Below are 20983 nucleotides of genomic sequence, written 5' to 3' on the forward strand. Positions count from 1 at the left end.
GTCGCGAGTCGGGTCAGAGCCCCAGCATCAGCGGGCCGATCAGGACGCCCATCAGGTGGACGCGTCGACACCGCACGCGAACCGGGACCATCCCGATCGCCGTCGCGACGGCGAAGATCGCGATCCCGAGGATGCCGGTAAACAGGTACGAGAGCGCGAGCAACGCGGCGAGGACGGCGACCGAAATCTTCCAGTACGACAGCTGCCCGACGGCGTCGAGGTAGGCGTCCCCCAGCACGATCACGGCGACGAACCCGCCCAGTCCCGCGAGGACGACGGCCGCGAGCAGGATCGGGAGCTCGAGCGGCGCGGCGGTCCCCTCGAAAGCGACAAGCACGCCGGTCCGGGGCTGGCCGATGGCGACCAGTGCAAAGAGCGCGAAGATGGTGTTCGAGGTGTCGACGCCGCTGGTCGCGACGACGTAGCCGCGGTCGCTGGCCCCGTTCGGCACGACAGCTAACACGGCCACGGCGGCGATGGCGGCCGAGATCCCCGGCAGGTAGCCGACCACGGCACCCGCGAGCGCGCCGGCGACCGCCGTCGCCCCGACGAACCGCCGCGAAGTCGTGACCGTCGTTCCTTCCTGTCGCGGCACGCCGCCCCCGCGGACGGCGTCGATCAACACCGGCGCGCCGAACAGCCCGGCGAAAAGCGGTGCGAGGGTCCCGCCGGCCTCGAGCGGAGCGTCCGGCGAGAGGTTCAGCGCGACCGCGCCGAGGGCGGTCGCCAGCGCGAAGGAGACGAGACCGCCGATCCGACCGCGCCGGGTGGGTTCCGAGGCGATCAGCGCCACCGCCACCATCGCGAGGACCAGCGAGAGGTGGGTCCGGACCGTCGGATACGCCGCCGTTACGACCGCGGTCACGGGAAGCGCGAGCGGGACCGCCGCGAGGACGGCGAGGAGGCTGCCCAGCGCGGAGAGTCGGATCGCCTCGTAGCCCCGGCCCTCGAGGACCAGCCGATGGCCGGGGAGCGCGGTGACCGCCATCTCCGCGTCGGGAACGCCGAGGGCCATCGCGGGGACGGCGTTCAGGAAGGTGTGGACGACGCCGGCCGCGAGCATCGCACAGCCGACGAACAGCGGCGGCCCGGGGACCGACGGCACGACGCCGGCCAGCAGGAACGCGAAGTTGTTGGCGTGGAGACCGGGGACCAGCCCGCTACAACATCCCAGTAGGGAGCCTGCCAGTACCCAGCCCAGCAACTGGAGGGTTACTGCCGGCTCGCTCACGACTTCGATCGGGGCGGGCATCTCCGGCTCTGGCCGCGGCTTCACGTAAATGGTCTCGGGTCAGACCTGCCGCTCGAGTCCTCGTCAGCACGGTCACCGCGACGGCGTCGCCACTCGATCTCGAGTCGAAAGAAAATTCGGGATTGCAACTCGTCGGAACCGAACCGACGGGAACGTTATCCGAAGAGTTCGCCGAGACCCTCGCCGTCGGCCTCGTCGTCATCGTCGTCGTCCGTCGTGTCCGGCACGTCGCTGGTCTCTTCGGCCTCTTCCTCGTCGTCGCCCTCGTCGTCGGCTTCCTCGGCACCTGCAGCGCCGCCCGCGGCGGCCCCGCCGGCGGGGACGGCTGCGGCTTCGGAGACTGCCTCGTCGATGTCGACGTCCTCGAGCGCGGCGACGAGGGCCTTGACGCGGGACTCCTCGACGTCGACGCCCGCGGCGTCGAGTACGTTCGTCAGGTTGTCTTCGTTGATCTCTTCGCCCGATTCGTTCAGGATGAGTGCAGCGTATACGTATTCCATTGTTGGGTCCTCCGTTAGTTATCCGAACATCTCGCCGAGACCGGCCGCGCCGTCGCCGTCGTCTTCGTCGTCACCGTCGTCGGCGTCGTCGGCCTCGGTCTCGTCCGTCTGATCGTCTGTCGATTCGTCGTCAGCGTCGCCCTCGTCGGCGGCCGCCGGCTGGGCGGCCGCGTCGACGTCCTGCAGTTCCTCCGGCAGGGCATCCTCGTCGTCGATCTGGGCCGCGAGCGCACGCAGCTGTGCGTCGGCCTTGCTGACGAGGTCGGGCATCAGCTCTTCGTCCTCGATGGCGGCCTGCAGGCCGAGGCTCTTGGCCTCGCCCGTGGCCTTGGCGATGAGCGTCGGGGCCGTGCTCGCGGTCGGGAAGCTCGCGTTGACCGCGAGGTTCCGTGCGCGGGCGGCGGCCGTCGACACGTCGCTCTCGTAGGCCTCGACGTCGATGTCGAGGTCCTCGGGGTCGAAGCGAACGCCGTCGGCGACGACGGCGCGCAGGTCGAGCCCGACTTCCTTGGGCTCGATCCCGAGTTCGTTGAGGACGTTGGCCAGATCCGCGGAGACTTCCTCGCCGGCCTCTAAGACCGTCGAGTCCTCCATAACCTGAATCGAGCCGTCCTCGATGCGCGCGTTCGCGCCGATGCTCTGGAGGTCGCCGACGAACGGCCCCGGATCGACACCGGTGTCCCCTTCGGGGATCACGATGTCGTTCGGCGCGACCTCGCCCTCGTTGATCGGTGCCGGCGTCTTCGACGCCTCGAGTTCCTTGTACAGCGAGAACGGGTTCTCGTTCGTGCCGACGATACCGACCTGGCCCTCGACGTGTTCGACGAGGTCGCCGAGGCCGGCGTCTTCCAGCGCGCGGGCCTGCAGCGTGTTACGGCTGACCCGCAACTGGGCCGTGCCGTACAGGTCGCGACGCATGTCCTGAAGCTGTTTCGAGGGGATGCCGGCGATACCGACGATGCCGACGCTGTCGTAGCGCTCGATGATCTCCTCGAGCTCCGCGACTTCCTCTTTCTTCCACTGGGGAAGGTTCTCGGTCTTGCGTTCGGCCTGTGCGCTCATTTAGGCCACCTCCACGGACGGCCCCATCGTCGTCTTGACGTAGACGGCGTCGATGTTCTGGGGGCCCTTCTCGAGGTCGGCGTGCAGGCGTCGCAGGATGACGTCGATGTTGTCGGCGATCGACTCGGCGTCCATGTCTTCGGCGCCGACGAGGGTGTGGAAGGTTCGTCGGTCGCCGGAGCGAAGCTGCACGGTGTTTTTGAGCCGGTTGACGGTTTCGACGACGTCGTCGTCGGGCGAGAGCGGGTCCGGCATCTTCCCCCGGGGACCGAGAATGGTACCCAGGTGCCGGGCGATGTCTTGCATCATCGCCTCTTCGGCGATGAAGAAGTCCGTCTCGTCGGCCATATCCTTGGCCTCGTCGTCGTCCAGATCCGCGACATCATCGGCCGAGAGAACGTCGTCCGCCGCCTCTTCGGCGCGGACTGCTGTCTCTCCCTCGGCGATGACGACGATGCGGGTCTCCTGGCCGGTTCCGGCCGGCAGGACGATCGACTCGTCAACGCGGTTCGACGGTTCGTTCAGGTCTAAGTCGCGCAGATTGATCGCGAGGTCCACCGTCTCGGTAAAGTTCCGGTCCGGCGAGTCCTCGAGTGCGCGGGCTACTGCTGTTTCAATATCCGAATCTGCCATCGTTCACCTCCGTAGTACGCAGGACTGCTCCTACGGGTCAGTGAAACAGGCGATGCCTGTCTCTCTTGAACCAAGTGCGATGCCAAACTTAAACCCGTCGAACTACCAGCGCGCTCGCGTCAGGGCCGAACGCGCCGGTTTCCGCCCCGTGATCGGATCGGGAGCCGCCGAACGGGTCACGGAACCCCCTTCCGTTAGCGCAGCTATCAGTTCAGTAGGCGATCATTACAGTCGATTTCACCGAAAGTTCTATTATGCGTTGTCGTATACCATTCGTCCATGTGGCCATTAGACTTATATATTAGTATGGGGCCGGCAATACTCGGCTCGATCGCCATGCCGGCGGTCGGCGGTGAACTCGAGGCGTATCGATCGCTCGACCCGCTCTTGCGCGCGGGGATCCAGTTCGTGGGGACAGTCCTCGTCGCGATGGTCGTGCTGGGACTGCTCCAGAACTTCGGGACGCAGGCGGTCGCGAAGGCCCGACGCAGTCCGGTCATCTCGATCTGCCTCGGACTGCCGAGCCTGCTCGTCGTGGCCGGGCTCGCGGGGACGGGGTATCTCATCGTCGACACGAGCGTTGGGACCTTCTTTGGCATCCCGCTCGTTATTCTCGGGGTGACGGTCCTGCCGGCCGCGATCGCGATCGGGTTCACCACGCTCGGGCGCAACGCGGCCGCGATGGTCGGCCGTGACCGCCTCTGGACAGGCATTCTGGTCGGCGGGCTCGTCCACGGGATCGCCGGCCTGGTGTTTCCGGCGACCGTCACCGTCGCCGCCCTCGCCGGTGCGCTCGGCATGGGTGCGAGCGTCCGCGTACTGGTGGGTGGCGTCGGTGCAGCCCGCCCCGACGACCGGACCGTCCCGCCCGCGAACAAGATCTGAATCGGCCCGCTGTCCCCGCCGACGCTTCGCGTTCTCCACATCGTTCCGACGGCCCGCTGTCCTCGCGTGAACACGTGCCAGCGGGAGAACACGGTGCTGCGAGTCCGCACCGGTTCGTGCGCGGCTACGCACGCGGTATCGTAAAACGAGAAACTCGGTCCGTCCGTGATTACGCCGCCGCTTCGTCGACGAGTACGTCGTCGTACTCGCCGTCGTCGACGCGTTCCTTGAACTCTCGAGCGTCGTTGCCCTCGATGGTGACGCCCATCGAGGCGCAGGTACCGACGACTTCCTTGGCCGCGTTGCGGAGGTCGTAGGCCAGCAGATCGGGGTGTTTCTGCTCGGCGATCTGTTTGACCTGATCGACCGAGAGGTCGGCGACGAAGTCCTTCTGTGGCTCGCCGCTGCCGGTCTCGAAGCCGGCTTCGTCCTTGACGAGTTCGGCCGTCGGCGGAACGCCGACGTCGATCTCGAAGGAGCCGTCGTCGTCGTAGTCGACGGTGACGGGGACTTCGGTCCCGTCGAACGCTTCGGTCTGGTCGTTGATCTCCTGTACGACGGCCTGCACGTCGACGGGGGTCGGTCCGAGCTCGGGACCGAGCGGCGGGCCAGGATTGGCCTGGCCACCCGGAACGAGCACTTCGATGGTTCCAGCCATATCCGTCACAACCCGTGCGCGAGTTTTAAGGGTTGCTAATTCGTGCAGTCATGGTCTGTGACCGACTCACGTGCGAGACCGGTCGTTCGTCACTGCTCGACGCTGTCGGCCCGCCACGTCGCGAACGACTCGAGGACGTCGCCCTCGTCGAAGCGTTCGATACAGGGGACGTCGTAGGGGTGGAGTTCGAGGACGCGGTCGACGAGGGCGTCGTAGGCGTCGTCGGTGGTCTTCGCGAGCAGGACGACCTCCTCGTCGCGATGAACTGTCCCCTTCCAGCGGTACGTCGAGGTCGACTCGAGTCGGTTGACGCAGGCTGCGAGGCGTTCCGCGACGAGCGCCTCGGCGATCTCATCGGCCGCTTCGAGCGGCGCTGTGACGTAGACGGTCGGCATGTCCGAGGCTACGCTCGAGGCGGCAAAAAGCGTCCCGTCACGGGAGACGCCGCCGTCGGTCGGGCTACTCCTCGTCGCCGTCGACCGGATTGAACGTGCCGTTGATGTCCCACTCGTGGATGCAGTGTGGGTTGCCGACCTGTTTCTCGCCATCCTCGAGGGCGAGTTGCCAGGCCTCGAGGGTCTCGTCCCATCGTTCGACTCGCCCGCATTCTTCACAGACTCTCGCGGTCGGTTTCCGTACCTGTGCGCTCATTATCGGTCCGTGGGAACTCGACACATATAACGGTATCCGTGCGCGGCAAGTGCTGTCTCACCGCTCGAAAATCGAGCGTCATACGGTTTGTCGTACCGATTTACCGGAGAGAGCGCAGGACAGTCGCGGTCCCACCGGCAATGACGGACAGGGGATCGTCTCAGTCAGAAGTCCGGGAGAAGTCGGTTGTGACCGGTTCGATACCGGAACCGGCGATCAGTAGACGGCGTCTTTGATCTCCTCGCGGAGTTCGTCGAACTGCTCGAGGTACTCGCGGCGCTCGGCGCGTAGGTCGGCGAGTGCGTCCTCGTAGTCGTCGACGTGATCGGGGACGTAGTAGTCCTCGACGTCGAGTTCCGGTATCGACTCGGGGACGGTCAGGCCCATCCGCTCGTCGTGGGTCCACTCGATGGTGCCGCGGGCCGCCTCGGTGAGGATCGTCACCGACTCGGTGACGCCGATGTCCTTGGACTTGTCGCCGAGATAGCCCGTGTTGATGACGTAGCAGTCGACGTCGAGGATGTCGATCAGTTCGTGGAAGATGTTGCCCTCCTCGCCCTCCGGGCCGACGATGAAGGGGTTGGTCCCGACGACGCGGATCGACTCGCCGGCGCGGGAGGGGTCGCCCGCGCTGGTCTCGATCGACTCGCCGAGCATGAAGGCGACGGCCGCCTGCTCCTCGTCGAGCTTGGCGACCGGCGGCATCAGGGGGTTTCGGGTGATGAAGAAGGCCTGATCCATGCTGCCGAGGTCGATCTCCTCGTCGGCGCTCTCGAGTTGGTCGCGCTGGATGATCGCACGGGAGTTCGAGGTGTAGCGGTCCTCGTCGAAGTCGACGGTGCCGTCCTCGTCGACGGCGACGTTCTCGAGGATCGCCGACTCGTCGGTCGCGGCCTCGTAGAGTTCGGGCTGTTCGTCCTCGCCGAGACCGATCGTCTTGATGAACAGGCCCTGGCCTTCGCTGCCGGCGACGGAGCCGTCAGAGAGGAGGCCGCAGACGTCGTCCTGCAGCATCGAGGCGTCCTCGGGGTCCTCGAGCCAGCAGCCGTGGGAGGTAAGCGTCGACTTGCCGGTCGCGGACAGCCCCATGAAGACCTGCCCGACGGTCCGGAGGTCGCCGTCGGCGTCGCGGACGCGGACCCGTTTGCTCCCCGCGTGGAGTCCGAGGCCGCCCTGCTGTTTGATCCGGTACATGAACAGCCGGAGGAACGACTTCTTGGCTTCGCCGGTGTAGTCGCTGCCTAACACGGCGGTGAAACCGGTGTCGGGAAGCACGCGGATGGCGGTCTCGTCGTAGTCGGGGAGCTGGACCGTATAGAGGTCCGGGTCCCGGCCGTCGGCGGGCTCGAACAGATTCGCCCACGCGTAGGCGATGCGGGCGTGTTCGACGGGGACGAAGAGCCGACAGCAAAACGACGCCTCGGGATGGCGGCCCATCAGTCGATCGACGCAGACGAACTCGATCTCGTCGGTGCGGTCGACGGCGTCGTCGATCAGTTGGTGATCGCGCTCGTCGAACTCGTCGTCGACGGCGTTTTTCGTCCGATCGGCGCTCCGCGAGCGGTACTCGCTGACGTAGGACGGCGACCCGAACTCGGTGGTCGTCTCCTCGTGGTCGGCGAGTTCGCGTAGTTCCTCGAGCGACGGGTTGTACCGGACGTTCGACGCTGTGGTTGGATCCGGAAGCTGTCGGACCAGCGGACGGGACTCCGTCCCGGTTTCAGACATATACCTAAGTCACCATCTTCCTGATGCATAAACGTGAAGGATTTTCGTCTTCGTGTGTCAGGACTTACCCAGTTACCGAATGACGTATGGCGGTTTCTAGCCCGGAGACGGCCGTGTGTAACGGTCTCATTACTTGTTTCGAAACAGTCTCTTTTCTGGTATGTTCCAATGAGTACTCGAGTCAGAAATAAATCTAATCGGGCCGATGTTCCGTCGGTAGTGGCAGTAGTCGCCGTTGCCGTCGTGGCGGCGACCGACGGGAGCCGACAACGCCGATTTTCACATCTGGTACTGGGGGGCAAACTTCCAATAGGGTGGTCGAAGTTGCCGGGGGCATGGCATACGGTCTCGACATCGGCCCGGGGACGGTACGGGCCGCTACCGACGCGGACGGAGGGGAGGGGATCGACGCGGTCCCGCCGATCGTCGTTCCGGTCGACGACGCCGCCCTCGAGACGATGGGGGTCCCCGAGGAACGCACGATACGTGCGGACGGAACGACGTACGTGGTCGGCGACGTCGCCCGGACGATCGCCGACGAGACCGACGAGGAGCCACGGTCGGTGTTCGACGGCGGCGTCCTCGCGGCGGAGACGACGGCGTACGCGACGCCCGCACTGGACGCCGTCGTCGGCGACCTACTCGAGGGGGCGTCCGACGGACGCCTCTGTTATACGACGCCGGGGCCGCTGATCGAGGCCGCGGTCTCGACCGATGCGCATCGCGAGGCAGTCGAGACCGTGCTGGCCGATCGCGGCCTCGAGGCGACGCCGATCAGCACGGGGTTCGCGGTGATCTACGACCAACTGGCCGGCGACAACTACACCGGGCTTGGGATCCACATCGGGTCCCGGACCACGAACGCGACGCTCGCGTACTACGGCGTCCCGGCGATGACCTGCTCGCTCGCGAAGGGCCGGGAGTGGCTCGTCGAACGGGCGGCCGCCGAAACGGGCCACGCGGCGTCACAGGTCGCCGGCGTCCTCGAGGAGTTCACGCTCGATCCGGACGCGGCCGCCGGCGGGATCGAGAGCGCGCTCGCCGAGGCGTTCGACGGCCTGATCGCGGCGCTGATCGAGGCGATCCGCGCGGAAGCCGACGAGAGCGACGTTCAGGAGGGGCTATCCGTCCCGATCGCCATCGCGGGGACGGGTGCGGCCGAGGGCGTCGAGTACCTGTTCGGCGGCCGGTTCGACGCGGCCGCGCTCCCGTTTTCGGTCCGCGGCGTCCGGCTCGCCGACGCGCCCGCGGAAAGCGCCGCCAGTGGTGCCCTCGCGGCAGCGAACGACGACGTCGATGCCTACGAGGCGATCACGTGGGACGACCCGGCGGCCGGCGGCGACGATGGGGATGCCGTCACTACCCCGAGCGCCGCTACCGACGACCCGGAGGATGGCGCGGAGTCGACGACCGCCGGCGGGCCGACCGAACTCGCGTTCGACGAGCCGTCACGCACCGATCCCAGCGACGACGCCATCGACCAGTTGTTCGATCGGCTCGCCGACCGCGACGCGGAGATCGAGTCGGTCCGGGCGGACGTCGAGGGACTGATCGAGGACCTCGAGTACGTCGAGGAGCGGACCGCGCCGGCCGACGCGGTCGACGAACTCGACGAGCGCCTCGAGTCGTTCGCCGACGAGCTGGCCGACCTCGCAGACGAGAGCGAGACCCACGCGGACGAGTCGGCCGTCGCGGACGTCTCGGACGACGTCGAACGACTCGACGGCGATCTCGAGGCGCTGTCGGACGCCCTCGCGGCCCTCGAAGCGGACGTCGACGGCGTCGACGACGAACTGGCGGAACTGGACGCGACCGCGGCCGACGAGCGGGCCGCCATCGAGAAGCGACTGGACGACCTCGGGAGCGACCTCGACGCGGTATCCGAGCGGGCGGAAACGGCCGAGGACGGCCTCGACGACCTTCGAGACGACCTCGAGGTCCTCGAGGGGACGGCGGCGACCGAGGCCGATCTCGAGGCCCTCGAGGAGACGACCGCGGAGCTGACGGCGGCCCTCGACGACCTCGAAACGGCGACCGACCGCGCCGAGACCCGACTCGAGGGGGTCTCGGGACGGCTCGAGGAACTGCGTACCCGGATCGACGGCGTCTCGGGCCGACTCGAGGAGCGGTCCGAGCGGACCGACGCGCGGGTCGACGAGATCGAGACCGCGATCGACGAGGGGATCGCGGCCGTCGAGGCCGACATCGAGACCGTTCGCGAGCGGCTGGACGACCGGACAGAGGGGCTCGAGCGTGACCTCGACGACGCCCGGGATGCCCTCGCGAACCTCGAGGAAACGGTGGCGACCGACGAGCGAGTCGAAGGGCTCGCCGACGACCTCGCGGCGCTGTCGGACGCCCTCGAGTCGCTCGAAGACGACCTCGAGACGCGGATCGGCCGGGCGGAGTCGGACCTCGAGGGCCGGATCGACACCGCGACCGACGAGATCGCCGCGGACCTCTCGGAACTCGAGGCGACCGTCGGCCGACTCGACGAGGAGGCTGTCACGGCGGAGACGCTCGCGTCGGTGCGGGAGTCGGTGAGCGAAACCGCCGACGGGACCGAGGCGGTGGCCGACGACGTCGACGCGATCGACGCCGACCTCGAGGTGATCGATGAACGACTGGACGACCTCGAGTCCGAAACCGAATCGCTGACCGAGACGGTGTCGGCGCTCGAGGACGAGGTCGACGATGCCGACCGACGGCTGGCCGACCACGACGACCGCCTCGCGGACGTTTCGGCGACGCTCGAGACGGTCGAATCCGCCCTCGAGGAAACCGGCGGCGACCTCGAAACCCTCACGGAGCGGATCGACGACGCCGCCAGCGAGGAAGACCTGTCGGCCCTCGAGGACGAGGTGTCCGCGACCGCCGAGCGTCTCGAGTCGGTGCGCGCGGCATACGACGACCTCGCCGAGTCCGTCGATTCGATGCCGCCGGCGTCGGCGGTCGACTCGCTCGAGGACGAGGTGGCGACGCTCGGAAACGATGTCCGTGCGGTCGAAGACGAGACGGGGGCGCTCGAGGATGACCTGGGGTCGGTCGAGAACGACCTCGACTCGTTGGACGAGCGATTCGGGACGGTTTCGGCGGGACTGTCCGATCTCGAGGAGCGAGTCGACTCCATCGACGCGCGACTCGACGATGTCGACGAACGGGCGGACCGAATCGACGATCTCGAGTCGCTCCGGACGGACCTCGCGGCCGTCCGCGAGGAGACGACCGCCGGTGTGGCCCTTTCGACCGCGGTCGCTGCGGGCGGTGGCGGCGCGGGCGTCGTCGCGGGCGGCGTCGCCGCCCTCACCGGTGAGACCGCCGTCGGGGCCGGTGCCGTCGTCCTCGGCCTCCTGTTGGTCGGCGTCGCGGTGACGCTCGCTCGCTGACGGCCCGTCCGCTATCGGGCGCTCGAGATCGGCGGAACCGTCGGGAAGTTAGCACCTACCGAATCAACTCGACGTTACGCATCTCGCCCCCGCAGTGCGGACAGGTGCTGACGAGCGCGTCGCCGACCGTTTCTCGCCGCCCGCAGTCGACGCACTCGTACTCGCGTTGCTCCTTGACTGCCATGTGATATCATACTTCATGAGTCGAGTTAACTCTTGGTGTTGTAAACGCGTCGGGTGCGTCCGATGGGACGACGGACCGCGGCCCGGAGCCGGCGCGGCTTCGTACTGCCGCTCCGTCTACTAATGGCATAATATGACATACAAATTGTAATAGATCCTAACGGACGGGACTTATATGATAGTTCCTGATAGACTCCGGTACCAATGGCTGTGAACACGACGACGGACTGGTCCGACCCTGTCACGTGCCCGTTCTGCGGAGACGAACTCGCGTCGCCCGGCGCCGGCTTCGTCGATCACATCGACGAGAAAAACGATTGCGAGGAGGGGTTCGAACAGTGGCGACAGAACATCGCCGGCGACCTCGCCGGCGAATGGTCCGGGTAGGAACCACCGACCGACTCGAGCGTCGGTCGTCGCCGGCCGGACTCAGTCGAAGTCCGGCAGGTCCTCGGGCGGTTCGTACTCGGCCTCCCAGTCGACGTACTCCTCTTTGAGCGTGACCGAGACGATCTGGCCGAACTCGGTGAGTTCGGCGTTGATCGAGGAGACGGTCCCCCAGGTGTCGAGTTCGGGGTGGTACTCACGGGCTTGCCAGTCCTCGGGAATGCCGGGTGCGTGATACCCCACGCGGTCGGCGAAGTCGTCCCAGAAGAAATCGAAGCCGGCAAAGAGATCGAGGTCCCGCGCGATCTCGTACTCCCGGTCCTCGAGATCGGTGTCGGCCCGCCACTCGTCGAACGCTTCCGTCCAGGCCCCCTCCTCGAGGAACGCCTGCAGCTCCTCGCGGCGGTAGTCGATCTCCTCGCCGTCGGCGCTGATGGTCGCGTCGTCGTACTCGTTGGGGTCGACGAACTCCAGTTCCGGCGGCTCGGGGGGCTCGACCTCGAGTGTCATACCCGGCCGTAGGTCGGGTTCCCGGATAAGAATTCCCACCGCGGTCGGTTTCGAACCGGGAAGCGACCGAGCCCGCGGCCACGCGGTCGGTCGCTACTGCCAGGTATAGCCGAACTCCTCGCCGTCGCGGTGGATGTAGTCGGTCTCCAGTACCTCGCTGACGATCCACCCCAGCGACTCCAACTCCTCCTCGATAGTCTCGACGGCCACGTCGTCGAAATCGGCGTGATCGGCGACCGCGTCCGGCGGCACCGACGGCGTGCGGTAGCCGACGTCTTCGGCCGACTGGTTCCAGTCGAAGTCGAACGCGTCGAGCAGGTCGTACTCCCGACCGAGTCGAAACTCCCGGTCGGTCAGGGACGGCTCCCGCGCCCACTCGTCGAAGGCGTCCACCCAGACGCCCGCCTCGAGGAAGTCGGCGAGCGCCTCGCGCCGGACGTTGTCCCCGGTTCGCTCGTCGGGTTCCTCGACGGCGTCGTAGTCGCCGAGGTGCTGGGAGCCGTGAAGCGACGGCGGATCGGGGACCTCGACATCGAGTGACATCCCGGACCTACGTCGAGTATCCGGATAAGGATTCCCCGGCGTCGACTACCCCCAGACCGTTCCGAGCAGTCGACCGGTTCCCCAGCCGAGTAACCCGACCGCGAGGCCGACGGCGACGGTCGCGACGAGCCACGTCCGGGGGTCCGAGTCGAACCGGGAGACGCCGACGGCCGCCGACGCCAGCAGGGCCAGCACCGCACCGACGGGGGCGGCGAGACCGAACAGCATCCCCCGCGGCAGGCCCTGGCCCACATACCCCGTTCCGGCTGCAACGAGGAATCCGAGGGCGGGAATCGCGTACAGAGCGAGTTCCGACAGCGCGTGGTATCCGCTCGCGTCGACGGTTCCGGTCGCGTAGGCCAGACGCAGTCCGCCGGCGATCGTGCCGCCGGCGAGTGCGAGCAGCGTCCAGCGGAGCGCGACGAACTGGAAACGGTCGCTGCCGAGTAGTATCGAGAGGACGGCCGATGTCACGGGGCGGACGACGGCCGCCAGGCGAATAGTACTACCTCAATACTCCTCTGTGAGAGACGCTGACAGGCCGTCCGGTACGGACCGATATTATAAAATTACGTTATAGTATCCTTGAAAGATAATTCGGATCATGGACGACACAGACCCGACACGATTCGGGCGACGCGGGTTCCTCGCATCGATCGCGAGCAGCGGTTTGCTCGCCGGACTCGCCGGCGTGGGAAGCGCCGCGAGCGACGACGGCGCGGGACCGGTGACCGTCTCCGGTCGCCGCATCCACAAGTACCGACCGGACGGCGACTACTTCGAACACGAACAGCGATTCGTCAGCTCCGAGCTTCGGGACCGCTACGGCAAGGCGACGCTGGTCTACGACGAGGGAACGATCCACCGACGTGCCGTCCCCGACGAGTACACCGATCCCGATCGCGCGTTCACCCTGAACTATCGCGACACGGCAGTGATCGGCCGCTTCCGGGAGTTCGGTCGGCTCGAGACAAAACAGCGGGACGCGGGAAGCGCGGACGCGGCGGTCGGGACGGCGTCGATCCCGGACTACACCGGACCGCTGTACGTCTACAACTCCGACGTGGACAACCCACAGGAGGAGGACCTGGGCGAGGCGACCGGCCCGATCAACGTCGGCTGGAACCGCGACCTCGATCGCGACGCCGCGTCGATCAACTCGCAGATGGAGTCGTGGGGGTGGACGTCGCTGTACGCCGGCAGCCCCGGTGACAGATACGTCATCATGGACGAGGACGCGTCCCTGCCCTACGTCACGAAACAGGACGAACACATCGTCAAGGGGCTGTCGACGCCGACGACTCAGTACCACGTCCGCGCGTACGACCTCCCCCAGTACGAGGAGGAGAACATCGCGGTCGCCGGCCAGGCGCACAAGGACCCCGTCCTCCACGACGGCCCGCCCTGGAACTTCGCCGAGGCCCGCGAGGCCGCCTCGAGCGCCTGGGACGACAACGGGTACTCGACCGTCCTCCACTACGTCGAGAACGGCGACGGATACGACACCAGCGACGGGTCCTTCGATCAGGTCCGGGCGGGCTGATCGAGGGCTGTCTGCCGGTCGGTTCCGCCGGTCGCGGTCGGCCGGCGATCGCGGTCCCCTACAGTTATTTCAGCCGCCACACAACTAGCGCGTATGGCCAGCGGGACCGCCGGCGGTCGGGAGTACTCCCTCGTCGAACTGTTCGCCATGAAGTTCGTCCTGGCCGACGTGTTGATCATCGCCCTGTTGCTGTTGGCGGGGCCGATCTACGCCATTCTGGCCACCGCCGTGATCGTCCTCGGGGGACTGCTCCTGTGGTATCTCGCCGAGGGCGGCAGCGACGAGTCCGCCGATGCCGAATCGTCCGCCTCGGCCGCCGAATCCGAGGCGGCCGCCACTGAAATCGATCCAGTGACGACCTTACAGGAGCGATACGCCGCCGGCGAACTCTCCGACGCCGAGTTCGAGGCGAAGCTGGATCGACTGCTCGAGGCCGACGAACGAGCGACCGACGCCGGCGTCGAGACCGAGGAGTTGTCCCTCGAGCGCGAGCGGTGAGGCCATCCCAACACTCAATCGCCGGCCGGTCCTAGGGACGGCCGATGACCGACTACGAGGCGGCGATTCTCGACGTCGACGGGACGATGGTCCGGGGCGAGGCGTTGCTCCCCGGCGCGACCGACGGCTTGCGCGCGATCGAGGCCGCGGGCTGTTCGCGACTGCTCTTCTCGAACAACCCCACCCGGGGAAGCGATCACTACCGCGAGAAACTCGCGCCCCACGGGATCGACGTCGATCCCGGGACCGTCCTCACCTCCGCGACGGTCTCGGCGGAGTACCTCGCCGCGACCCATCCCGACCAACGGGTCTATCTCGTTGGCAGCGAGCGACTCGAGTCGATCCTCGCGGACGCGGCCGTCGCGCTGACGACCGAGCCCGACGAGGCCGAGGTCGTCCTGGGATCGTTCGACGAGACCTTCTCCTACGGCACCCTCTGGTCGGCCCTGCGGGCGCTCGAGGGCGACGTCCCCTTTTACGGCACCGATCCGGACGCGACGGTTCCGATCGACGACGGCGAGATTCCGGGGTCGGGCGCGATCATCGCCGCGATGGAGGCCGTCGCCGGCCGCGAGCCCGACGCGATCCTCGGGAAGCCCTCGTCGGTCGCGGCCGCGGCCGCCATGGACCGGCTCGAGGCCGACCCCCGGAACACGCTTGTCGTCGGCGACCGGCTCGATACCGACATCGCGCTGGGAAATCGCGCGGGGATGGAGACCGCGCTCGTCCTCACCGGCGTCACCGATCGGTCGGACCTCGCCGACGTGGGGGCCGACGCCGAACCCGACCACGTCCTCGAGTCGCTGGCCGCCGTCGAGACGCTTCTCTGAACGGGATTCTCAGGAGACATATTTATCCGTAACAGTATCCATGTACGACATATGAAAGAACGAATCAAAGCGGTGTTGTTGCGCGCTCGATACGCGGCCATCGGTGCGGCCGTCGGCGCGGCGATCGGCGGACTGTTCAGCCGCAACGCCGCGAGTACGGGCGGTGCGATCGGCGGGCTCGTCGGCGCGACCGTCGCCGACACCCGCGGCACGCTCGAGGGGACCCTCGAGGATCTCGGCGAACTCGACCCGCGGTCGACCGACGGCAGCGAGGAGTAACCCGACCGAGCCGGTCCCGTTTCGGGGCCGACAACGGACCCGTTTTTCGTTCGCGCCGGACCGCGAACGGTGCTGTCAGCGCGTGAGAGACGATCGTGCGGAGAACCGAGACCGGCTCCGTCGCCCGGCTCAATCGGCCCGGCCCAGATCGTCCGCGAGTGCCTCCTGCCGGAGCCGTTCGCCCTCCTCGGTGCTGACGGTCAACTCGGGGACGATCGTCGGCGTGTTGTCGTCGTCGATCGCGACGTAGACGAAGTACGATTCGGTGGTCCGTTCGCGCTCGCGGGTCTGGAGGTTCTCGCGCTCGGCGATCAGCCGGACCTTCACGCTCGAGGACCCGGCGTCGTAGACGTAGGCGGTGATGTAGGCGGTGTCGCCGACCGGGATCGGCCGCTCGAAGTTCATCTGATTGACGCGGGCGGTGACACACATCTCGCCCGAGAACCGCATCGCCGACATCGCACCGACTTCGTCCATCCACTTCATGACGTTGCCGCCGTGGGCGACGTCCAACATATTGGCGTGGTTCGGCTGGACCATCTCCCGGTTCTCGACCACCGTCTCCACGAGGTCAGTCATCGACGGACGTTTTCCCACGGCGACAATCAGTCTTGCTTTTGCTGGGCCGCGAGCCGACTCGAGCGACACCTCGCCGGTCTCGGAGCCGCTCATCGTAGATATTTTACAGGGGTTCGCGGTCCGATACTGGTAAAAGTCGCCGCCGAGTTGGGGCGAGTAATGAGCGATGCAGGCGAGGCCGACGTGCCGGAGCCGCCCGAGCCACCCGACCGCGAGCGTGGCTCCATCCAGGTTCTCGGGACGGCACACGTCTCGCAGGCGAGCGTCGACGAGGTACGGGACACCATCGAGCGCGAGCGACCGGACGTGGTCGCCGTGGAACTTGACGAAGGCCGGTACAACCAGATGCAGGGCGGCACGCCCGACGACGTCGAGGCCGAGGACCTGCTCTCGGGCAACACCGTCTTTCAGTTTCTGGCCTACTGGATGCTCTCGTACGTCCAGTCGCGGCTGGGCGACCAGTTCGACATCGAGCCCGGGGCCGACATGCGGGCGGCGATCGAGGCCGCCGAGGAGCACGGCAGCGGCGTCGCCCTGGTCGATCGCGACATTCAGGTGACGATCCAGCGGTTCTGGAGCAGGCTCACGTTCACGGAGAAACTGAAGATGGTCGGCGGCCTCGCGCTCGGCATCACCGATCCCCGGACGCTCGGGCTGACGTTCGGCGCGATCGGCGGCCTGCTCGTCGGCTTTCTGGTCGCCGCGTTCGTCGCCCCGCTGCTCGGGTTCGGCGACCTCCTGCTGGTCGGCGTCACCGACGCCGCGACGCTGCAGTACGCCGGCGGTGTCGCCATCGGCGCCTTAGTCGGTGCCGTCGCCGGCCTGCTCGTCCTCCCGCCGCTCGAGTCGGCCGAAGAGTACACCGGCGGGCTCCTCTCGGGGTTCTCGCTACGGGTCCTCGGGGGAATCGCCCTCGGGAGCGTCGCCTGTCTCGGGCTGGTCGCGACCGACACCTTCGTCGGCCCCTTCTCGGCGGCGAGCGTCGAGAGCGCCGGTATCTACGCGGTTCGCGGAAGTACCGGGATGCTGGCGGGACTCGGCGTCGGCGTCTCGATCGGGGCGGTCGTCGGCCTCTTCCTCGACGCGGCCGGCGCCGACGTCGAGGAGATCGACGAGATCGACATCGAGGAGATGACCGACGGCGACGTCGTCGCCGCCATGATGGAGGAGTTCCGGCAGTTCAGCCCCAGCGGCGCGAACGCCCTGATCGACGAGCGCGACGCCTACATCGCCTCGCACCTCCACGAACTCCGCGAGCAGGGGTACGACGTCCTCGCGGTCGTCGGTGCCGGTCACAGGGCCGGCATCGAACGCCACCTCGAGAACCCGGCGGGTATCCCCTCGCGGGAGTCGATCTCGGGGACCGCCTCGAGTCGGCGGTTCTCGCCGCTGAAGATCCTCGGCTATCTCGTCATGGTCGGCTTCCTCGCGTTCTTCTTCCTGCTCATCATGGCCGGCGTCAGGAACGTCTTCCTGCTGAAGGTGTTCGCCGCCTGGTTCCTGTTCAACGGGATCTTCGCCTTCACCCTGGCGCGGCTGGCCGGCGCGCGCTGGACCAGCGCGGGCGTCGGCGGCGCGGTCGCGTGGCTGACGAGCATCAACCCGCTGCTCGCGCCGGGCTGGTTCGCGGGCTACGTCGAACTCAGACACCGGCCGGTCAACGTCCGCGACATCCAGACGCTCAACGAGATCGTCGACGACACCGAGCGGCCGATCGACGAGGCGATGGCCGCGATGTTCGACGTGCCGCTGTTCCGGCTGATCATGATCGTCGCGCTGACGAACGTCGGGAGCATGATCGCGACCTTCCTGTTCCCCTTCGTCGTGTTGCCGTGGCTAGCCGGCCCCGAGATCGGCGGCGTCGACGCGCTGATGGGCGAACTGTTCGAAGGGGCGAGAAACAGCCTCGAGCTGCTCCGGGGGCTGCTATGAACCACCGAACGCGGACCGGCTCCGGGCGCGAACTCACCTTCAGTGATCGAGAACTGCGCGATCTCGCGATCGCGTGGCTCACCCTCAGCGTCGCCTTTGCGCTGCTTTACGTCAAAGTACACCTCGGGGAAAGTCCGAGCGAGTTCGTCGTCATGGTCGTGTTGAGTCTCGTCACGGTCGGCGTCGCGTTCTTGCTCCACGAGATCGCTCACAAGGTCGTCGCGATCGAACATGGACAGATCGCCGAGTTCCGGGCCGACTACCAGATGCTATTTCTGGCTCTCATGGGCGCGCTCGTCGGCTTCCTCTTCGCCGCACCCGGGGCCGTCTACCACCGTGGGCGAGTGACTCAGCGGGAGAACGGGCTCATCGCGCTCGCCGGACCGGTGACGAACCTCCTGCTCGCGCTGCTCTTTCTCCCGTTGATGGTCTTTCCGAGCTACCTCGGAATGATCGGCCAGATGGGCGTCGGGATCAACGTCGTTCTCGCCGCGTTCAACATGATCCCTTTCGGCCCGCTCGACGGCAAATCCGTCCTCGAGTGGCACAAGGGCGTCTTCGCGCTGGTGTTCGTTCCCAGCGTGTTGCTGGCGGCGTTTATCATCTTCTACGTCGGGCTGTTCTGAGCCGCCGGCGGCTCGCTCGAGCGGACCGGTGACCTTTTGCTCGCCCCGGGAGGTCGTTGAGACATGACCGACTCAGCCGACGACGCGGACGACGAGGGGCTCACCTACGCCGAGACGGGCGTCGACATCGCGGCCAGCGAGGACGCGACCGCCGCCCTGCTCGAGGCCTTCGGGAGCGGCCTGCGGACCGAGTACGCCGGGATGATCGACATCGGCGACCGGTACCTGGCGCTGGCGACCGACGGCGTCGGGACCAAGCTGCTGGTCGCCGAGGCCGTCGAGGACTTCTCGACGATCGGCATCGACTGCATCGCGATGAACGTCAACGACCTCGTGGCCGCGGGCGTCGAGCCCGTCGCGTTCGTCGACTACCTGGCGATCGACGAGCCCGACGAGGACCTGACCAACGGGATCGGCGAGGGGCTGGCCGTGGGGCTCGAGCGGGCCGACCTCACGATGCTCGGCGGCGAGACGGCCGTCATGCCGGAGGTCGTCAAGGGGTTCGATCTGGCGGGCACCTGTGCCGGCCTCGCGGACAAAGACGAGATCTTCGACGGGGAGGCCGAGGCCGGCGACGCGCTCGTCGGGTTCCCCTCGAACGGCATCCACTCGAACGGGTTGACGCTGGCCCGCGAGGCCGTCACCCGCGGCCACGAGTACACCGACGCGTTCCCGCTGGACCCCGAGAAGACGATCGGCGAGGAACTGCTGCGGCCGACCCGGATCTACACGGACCTGCTCGAGCCGATGCGCGAGTGCGGGGTCCGGGCGGCGGCCCACGTCACCGGCGGCGGCTGGACGAACCTGCTGCGGATGGGCGAGTTCGAGTACGTCGTCGACGACCCGCTGCCGGCCCAGCCGATCTTCGAGTTCGTTCAGGACGAGGGCAACGTCACCGACGAGGAGATGCACCGCACGTTCAACATGGGTACCGGATTCGTCGTCGCGGTTCCCGAGGATCGGGCCGCCGATCTCGTCGCCGAGACCGACGGACGGGTCATCGGCCACGTCGGAGACGGCGACGGCGTCGAGATCCGCGGCTGCTCGCTGTCCTGAACCGGACGGCCCGTTCGAAAAACAGGGCTGTGGCTCCGACCGGCGGCCGAACGCGGCGCGGACGACACGAAACCGGTGACCGACGGGGGCGAACTGGACGGTCAGACGGCCTGGACGGGGATGTCGGTGTGTCTCATCACCCGGTCGGCGACGCTCCCGAGCGGCGTTCTCCGGTCGTTAGTCGCCCCGCGTCGCCCCATCACGATCAGATCGGTGTCCCGCTGTTCCGCGAGGGACGTGATCTCTTCCCAGGGAAGTCCGCGGTGACACTCGCGGTCGACGTCGAGCCCCAGCTCGCGGGCCCGCTCTGCGATCTCCTCGAGCATTTCGACGGCGTCGTCTTCGATTTTTGCGTGTTCGACCTCGGTGCTTCCCAGCGCCGGCGTCCGTCCGTGCCGGCGTTCGTCGACGACGTAGAGAAGCACGACGTCCGCGTCGTAGGTGTCGGCGAGGCTCAGCCCCTGCTCGACTCCGCGGTTCGCCTGTTCGCTCCCGTCGGTCGGGATGAGGATCGTGTCGTACATCAGTTGTCACCCGTATTAGGGGTCGACGCCAGCGGTGGTAAAACTAGCAGCCGTTCTCAGTGCGTCGAAACCATTCCCGACGTCCCCATCCTCCCGATCGTCGTCGCTTCCCGTGCGGTGACTCGACCGAGCGGTACCCTCCGGGCGCTCGCCGTCCGCGGCCGGTCGATTGCGTCCGTCACCGGTCCGCGTCGCTCCCCGCGGCCGTCACCGCCCGAACCGTCTCGTACTCCGCGTCGCTGTAGGCGATGAACCGGACGTCCGCGAGCGAGTCGGGATCGTAGCGCTCGAGTTCCGCGCCGATGATCGCGGCCCCGTCGGCGAGGTCGAAGCCGGCGACGCCACAGCCAAGCGCCGGGATCACGAGCGAGCGACAGCCCAGTTCGTCGGCCGTCTCGAGGCTATTTCGCGTCGCCGCTCGGATGCTTTCGGCGGTCGCCTGCCCGTCTCCGTAGTGGGGCATTGCCGCGGCGTGAATGACGTAATCGGCTGCGAGGTCGTAGGCGTCTGTGACCGCGACCGCGCCGAGGTCGATCGGGCCCTTCGCCGTGGCGGCCTCGTTGATCTCCTCGCCCGCGCCGCGCCGGAGCGCGCCGGCGACGCCCGATCCCATCCGGAGGCTCGTCCCGGCGGCGTTGACCACGGCGTCGGCCGACTGTGCGGCGATGTCACCCCGAACGACCTCGTACTCCATATTCGGGCGTTTCGGATCGAGCGCAATGAAACTGACCGTAGTCG

General features: G+C 67.3%; 25 protein-coding genes. 10 read left to right on the top strand and 15 right to left on the bottom strand.

Annotation, left to right across the window (positions count from 1 at the left end; all coding sequences use genetic code 11):
- Positions 1–13: 13 nt before the first annotated feature.
- The 4 genes from A6E15_RS09385 to A6E15_RS09400 form a co-directional block, all read right to left on the bottom strand.
- The gene (locus tag A6E15_RS09385) at positions 14–1252 is read right to left on the bottom strand and encodes a tripartite tricarboxylate transporter permease (RefSeq protein ID WP_076145741.1); all 1239 of its coding nucleotides are present in this window, start codon (positions 1250–1252) and stop codon (positions 14–16) included.
- A gap of 155 nt (positions 1253–1407) precedes the next feature.
- Positions 1408–1752 (bottom strand): 50S ribosomal protein P1, encoded by a 345-nt coding sequence (gene rpl12p / locus A6E15_RS09390; RefSeq protein WP_076145743.1) that lies wholly within the window; start codon positions 1750–1752, stop codon positions 1408–1410.
- An 18-nt stretch (positions 1753–1770) separates the two neighbouring features.
- Positions 1771–2814 carry a 50S ribosomal protein L10 gene (locus tag A6E15_RS09395; RefSeq protein WP_076145744.1) on the bottom strand — a complete coding sequence of 348 codons (1044 nt, stop codon included), beginning with the start codon at positions 2812–2814 and terminating at the stop codon, positions 1771–1773.
- Positions 2815–3447, bottom strand: a complete 633-nt coding sequence (locus tag A6E15_RS09400; RefSeq protein ID WP_076145746.1) for a 50S ribosomal protein L1 — start codon at positions 3445–3447, stop codon at positions 2815–2817. It abuts the gene before it with no gap.
- Positions 3448–3783: 336 nt separating this feature from the next.
- Here A6E15_RS09400 and A6E15_RS09405 point away from each other — a divergent pair, with 336 nt between their 5' ends.
- Positions 3784–4332: a hypothetical protein gene (locus A6E15_RS09405; protein WP_076148287.1), complete on the top strand. Its 549-nt coding sequence runs from the start codon at positions 3784–3786 to the stop codon at positions 4330–4332.
- Positions 4333–4501: 169 nt separating this feature from the next.
- On the opposite strand, the gene A6E15_RS09410 is transcribed toward A6E15_RS09405, so the two are convergent.
- From A6E15_RS09410 to A6E15_RS09425, 4 genes are all read right to left on the bottom strand, one after another.
- Positions 4502–4990, bottom strand: coding sequence for a 50S ribosomal protein L11 (locus A6E15_RS09410; RefSeq protein ID WP_006181600.1), 489 nt, complete (start codon positions 4988–4990; stop codon positions 4502–4504).
- Between the two features lie 89 nt (positions 4991–5079).
- Positions 5080–5385, bottom strand: a complete 306-nt coding sequence (gene cutA, locus A6E15_RS09415; RefSeq protein WP_076145748.1) for a divalent-cation tolerance protein CutA — start codon at positions 5383–5385, stop codon at positions 5080–5082.
- A gap of 64 nt (positions 5386–5449) precedes the next feature.
- Positions 5450–5641: an HEWD family protein gene (locus A6E15_RS09420; protein ID WP_076145749.1), complete on the bottom strand. Its 192-nt coding sequence runs from the start codon at positions 5639–5641 to the stop codon at positions 5450–5452.
- A 216-nt stretch (positions 5642–5857) separates the two neighbouring features.
- Positions 5858–7369: a phosphoenolpyruvate carboxykinase (ATP) gene (locus tag A6E15_RS09425; protein ID WP_076145751.1), complete on the bottom strand. Its 1512-nt coding sequence runs from the start codon at positions 7367–7369 to the stop codon at positions 5858–5860.
- Positions 7370–7704: 335 nt separating this feature from the next.
- On the opposite strand from A6E15_RS09425, the gene A6E15_RS09430 reads away from it, so the two are divergent.
- Positions 7705–10755: a disk-shape morphogenesis protein volactin gene (locus A6E15_RS09430; RefSeq protein ID WP_076145753.1), complete on the top strand. Its 3051-nt coding sequence runs from the start codon at positions 7705–7707 to the stop codon at positions 10753–10755.
- Positions 10756–10810: 55 nt separating this feature from the next.
- On the opposite strand, the gene A6E15_RS20355 is transcribed toward A6E15_RS09430, so the two are convergent.
- Positions 10811–10939: a rubrerythrin-like domain-containing protein gene (locus tag A6E15_RS20355; protein WP_139326586.1), complete on the bottom strand. Its 129-nt coding sequence runs from the start codon at positions 10937–10939 to the stop codon at positions 10811–10813.
- Positions 10940–11142: 203 nt separating this feature from the next.
- Between A6E15_RS20355 and A6E15_RS09435 the strand changes: the two genes are divergently transcribed.
- Positions 11143–11325, top strand: coding sequence for a DUF7501 family protein (locus A6E15_RS09435; protein ID WP_066298705.1), 183 nt, complete (start codon positions 11143–11145; stop codon positions 11323–11325).
- A 42-nt stretch (positions 11326–11367) separates the two neighbouring features.
- On the opposite strand, the gene A6E15_RS09440 is transcribed toward A6E15_RS09435, so the two are convergent.
- The 3 genes from A6E15_RS09440 to A6E15_RS09450 all read right to left on the bottom strand — a co-directional run bounded on the left by A6E15_RS09440 (position 11368) and on the right by A6E15_RS09450 (position 12852).
- The gene (locus A6E15_RS09440; protein WP_076145754.1) at positions 11368–11835 is read right to left on the bottom strand and encodes a hypothetical protein; all 468 of its coding nucleotides are present in this window, start codon (positions 11833–11835) and stop codon (positions 11368–11370) included.
- A gap of 93 nt (positions 11836–11928) precedes the next feature.
- Complete coding sequence (locus A6E15_RS09445) at positions 11929–12378, bottom strand: hypothetical protein (protein ID WP_076145756.1); 450 nt, start codon at positions 12376–12378, stop codon at positions 11929–11931.
- Positions 12379–12423: 45 nt separating this feature from the next.
- Positions 12424–12852, bottom strand: a complete 429-nt coding sequence (locus tag A6E15_RS09450) for a hypothetical protein (protein WP_076145757.1) — start codon at positions 12850–12852, stop codon at positions 12424–12426.
- A 130-nt stretch (positions 12853–12982) separates the two neighbouring features.
- On the opposite strand from A6E15_RS09450, the gene A6E15_RS09455 reads away from it, so the two are divergent.
- From A6E15_RS09455 to A6E15_RS09470, 4 genes are all read left to right on the top strand, one after another.
- Positions 12983–13921, top strand: a complete 939-nt coding sequence (locus A6E15_RS09455; protein WP_076145759.1) for a hypothetical protein — start codon at positions 12983–12985, stop codon at positions 13919–13921.
- A gap of 93 nt (positions 13922–14014) precedes the next feature.
- Entirely contained in the window at positions 14015–14419 is a 405-nt protein-coding gene (locus tag A6E15_RS09460; protein WP_076145760.1) for an SHOCT domain-containing protein, read from the top strand.
- Between the two features lie 44 nt (positions 14420–14463).
- Positions 14464–15249: an HAD-IIA family hydrolase gene (locus A6E15_RS09465; protein ID WP_076145762.1), complete on the top strand. Its 786-nt coding sequence runs from the start codon at positions 14464–14466 to the stop codon at positions 15247–15249.
- A gap of 51 nt (positions 15250–15300) precedes the next feature.
- Positions 15301–15528: a hypothetical protein gene (locus A6E15_RS09470; RefSeq protein ID WP_076145763.1), complete on the top strand. Its 228-nt coding sequence runs from the start codon at positions 15301–15303 to the stop codon at positions 15526–15528.
- A gap of 129 nt (positions 15529–15657) precedes the next feature.
- On the opposite strand, the gene A6E15_RS09475 is transcribed toward A6E15_RS09470, so the two are convergent.
- Complete coding sequence (locus A6E15_RS09475; protein WP_076145766.1) at positions 15658–16107, bottom strand: acyl-CoA thioesterase; 450 nt, start codon at positions 16105–16107, stop codon at positions 15658–15660.
- Positions 16108–16266: 159 nt separating this feature from the next.
- Between A6E15_RS09475 and A6E15_RS09480 the strand changes: the two genes are divergently transcribed.
- The 3 genes from A6E15_RS09480 (at position 16267) to purM (ending at position 19721) form a co-directional block, all read left to right on the top strand.
- The gene (locus A6E15_RS09480; protein ID WP_076145768.1) at positions 16267–18039 is read left to right on the top strand and encodes a TraB/GumN family protein; all 1773 of its coding nucleotides are present in this window, start codon (positions 16267–16269) and stop codon (positions 18037–18039) included.
- Positions 18036–18665, top strand: a complete 630-nt coding sequence (locus A6E15_RS09485) for a zinc metalloprotease (RefSeq protein ID WP_076145769.1) — start codon at positions 18036–18038, stop codon at positions 18663–18665. Before A6E15_RS09480 ends, A6E15_RS09485 begins: the two co-directional genes overlap by 4 nt.
- A 63-nt stretch (positions 18666–18728) precedes the next feature.
- Entirely contained in the window at positions 18729–19721 is a 993-nt protein-coding gene (purM, locus tag A6E15_RS09490; RefSeq protein WP_076145771.1) for a phosphoribosylformylglycinamidine cyclo-ligase, read from the top strand.
- 101 nt (positions 19722–19822) lie between these two features.
- Here purM and A6E15_RS09495 read toward each other — a convergent pair whose 3' ends face one another.
- Entirely contained in the window at positions 19823–20245 is a 423-nt protein-coding gene (locus A6E15_RS09495; RefSeq protein WP_076145773.1) for a universal stress protein, read from the bottom strand.
- A 178-nt stretch (positions 20246–20423) separates the two neighbouring features.
- A complete protein-coding gene (locus A6E15_RS09500) occupies positions 20424–20939 on the bottom strand; it encodes a macro domain-containing protein (RefSeq protein WP_076145774.1) in 516 nt (171 codons plus the stop codon).
- Positions 20940–20983: the final 44 nt, after the last annotated feature.

Origin of the sequence: Natrinema saccharevitans, assembly GCF_001953745.1 — an archaeon.
Taxonomy (GTDB): domain Archaea; phylum Halobacteriota; class Halobacteria; order Halobacteriales; family Natrialbaceae; genus Natrinema; species Natrinema saccharevitans.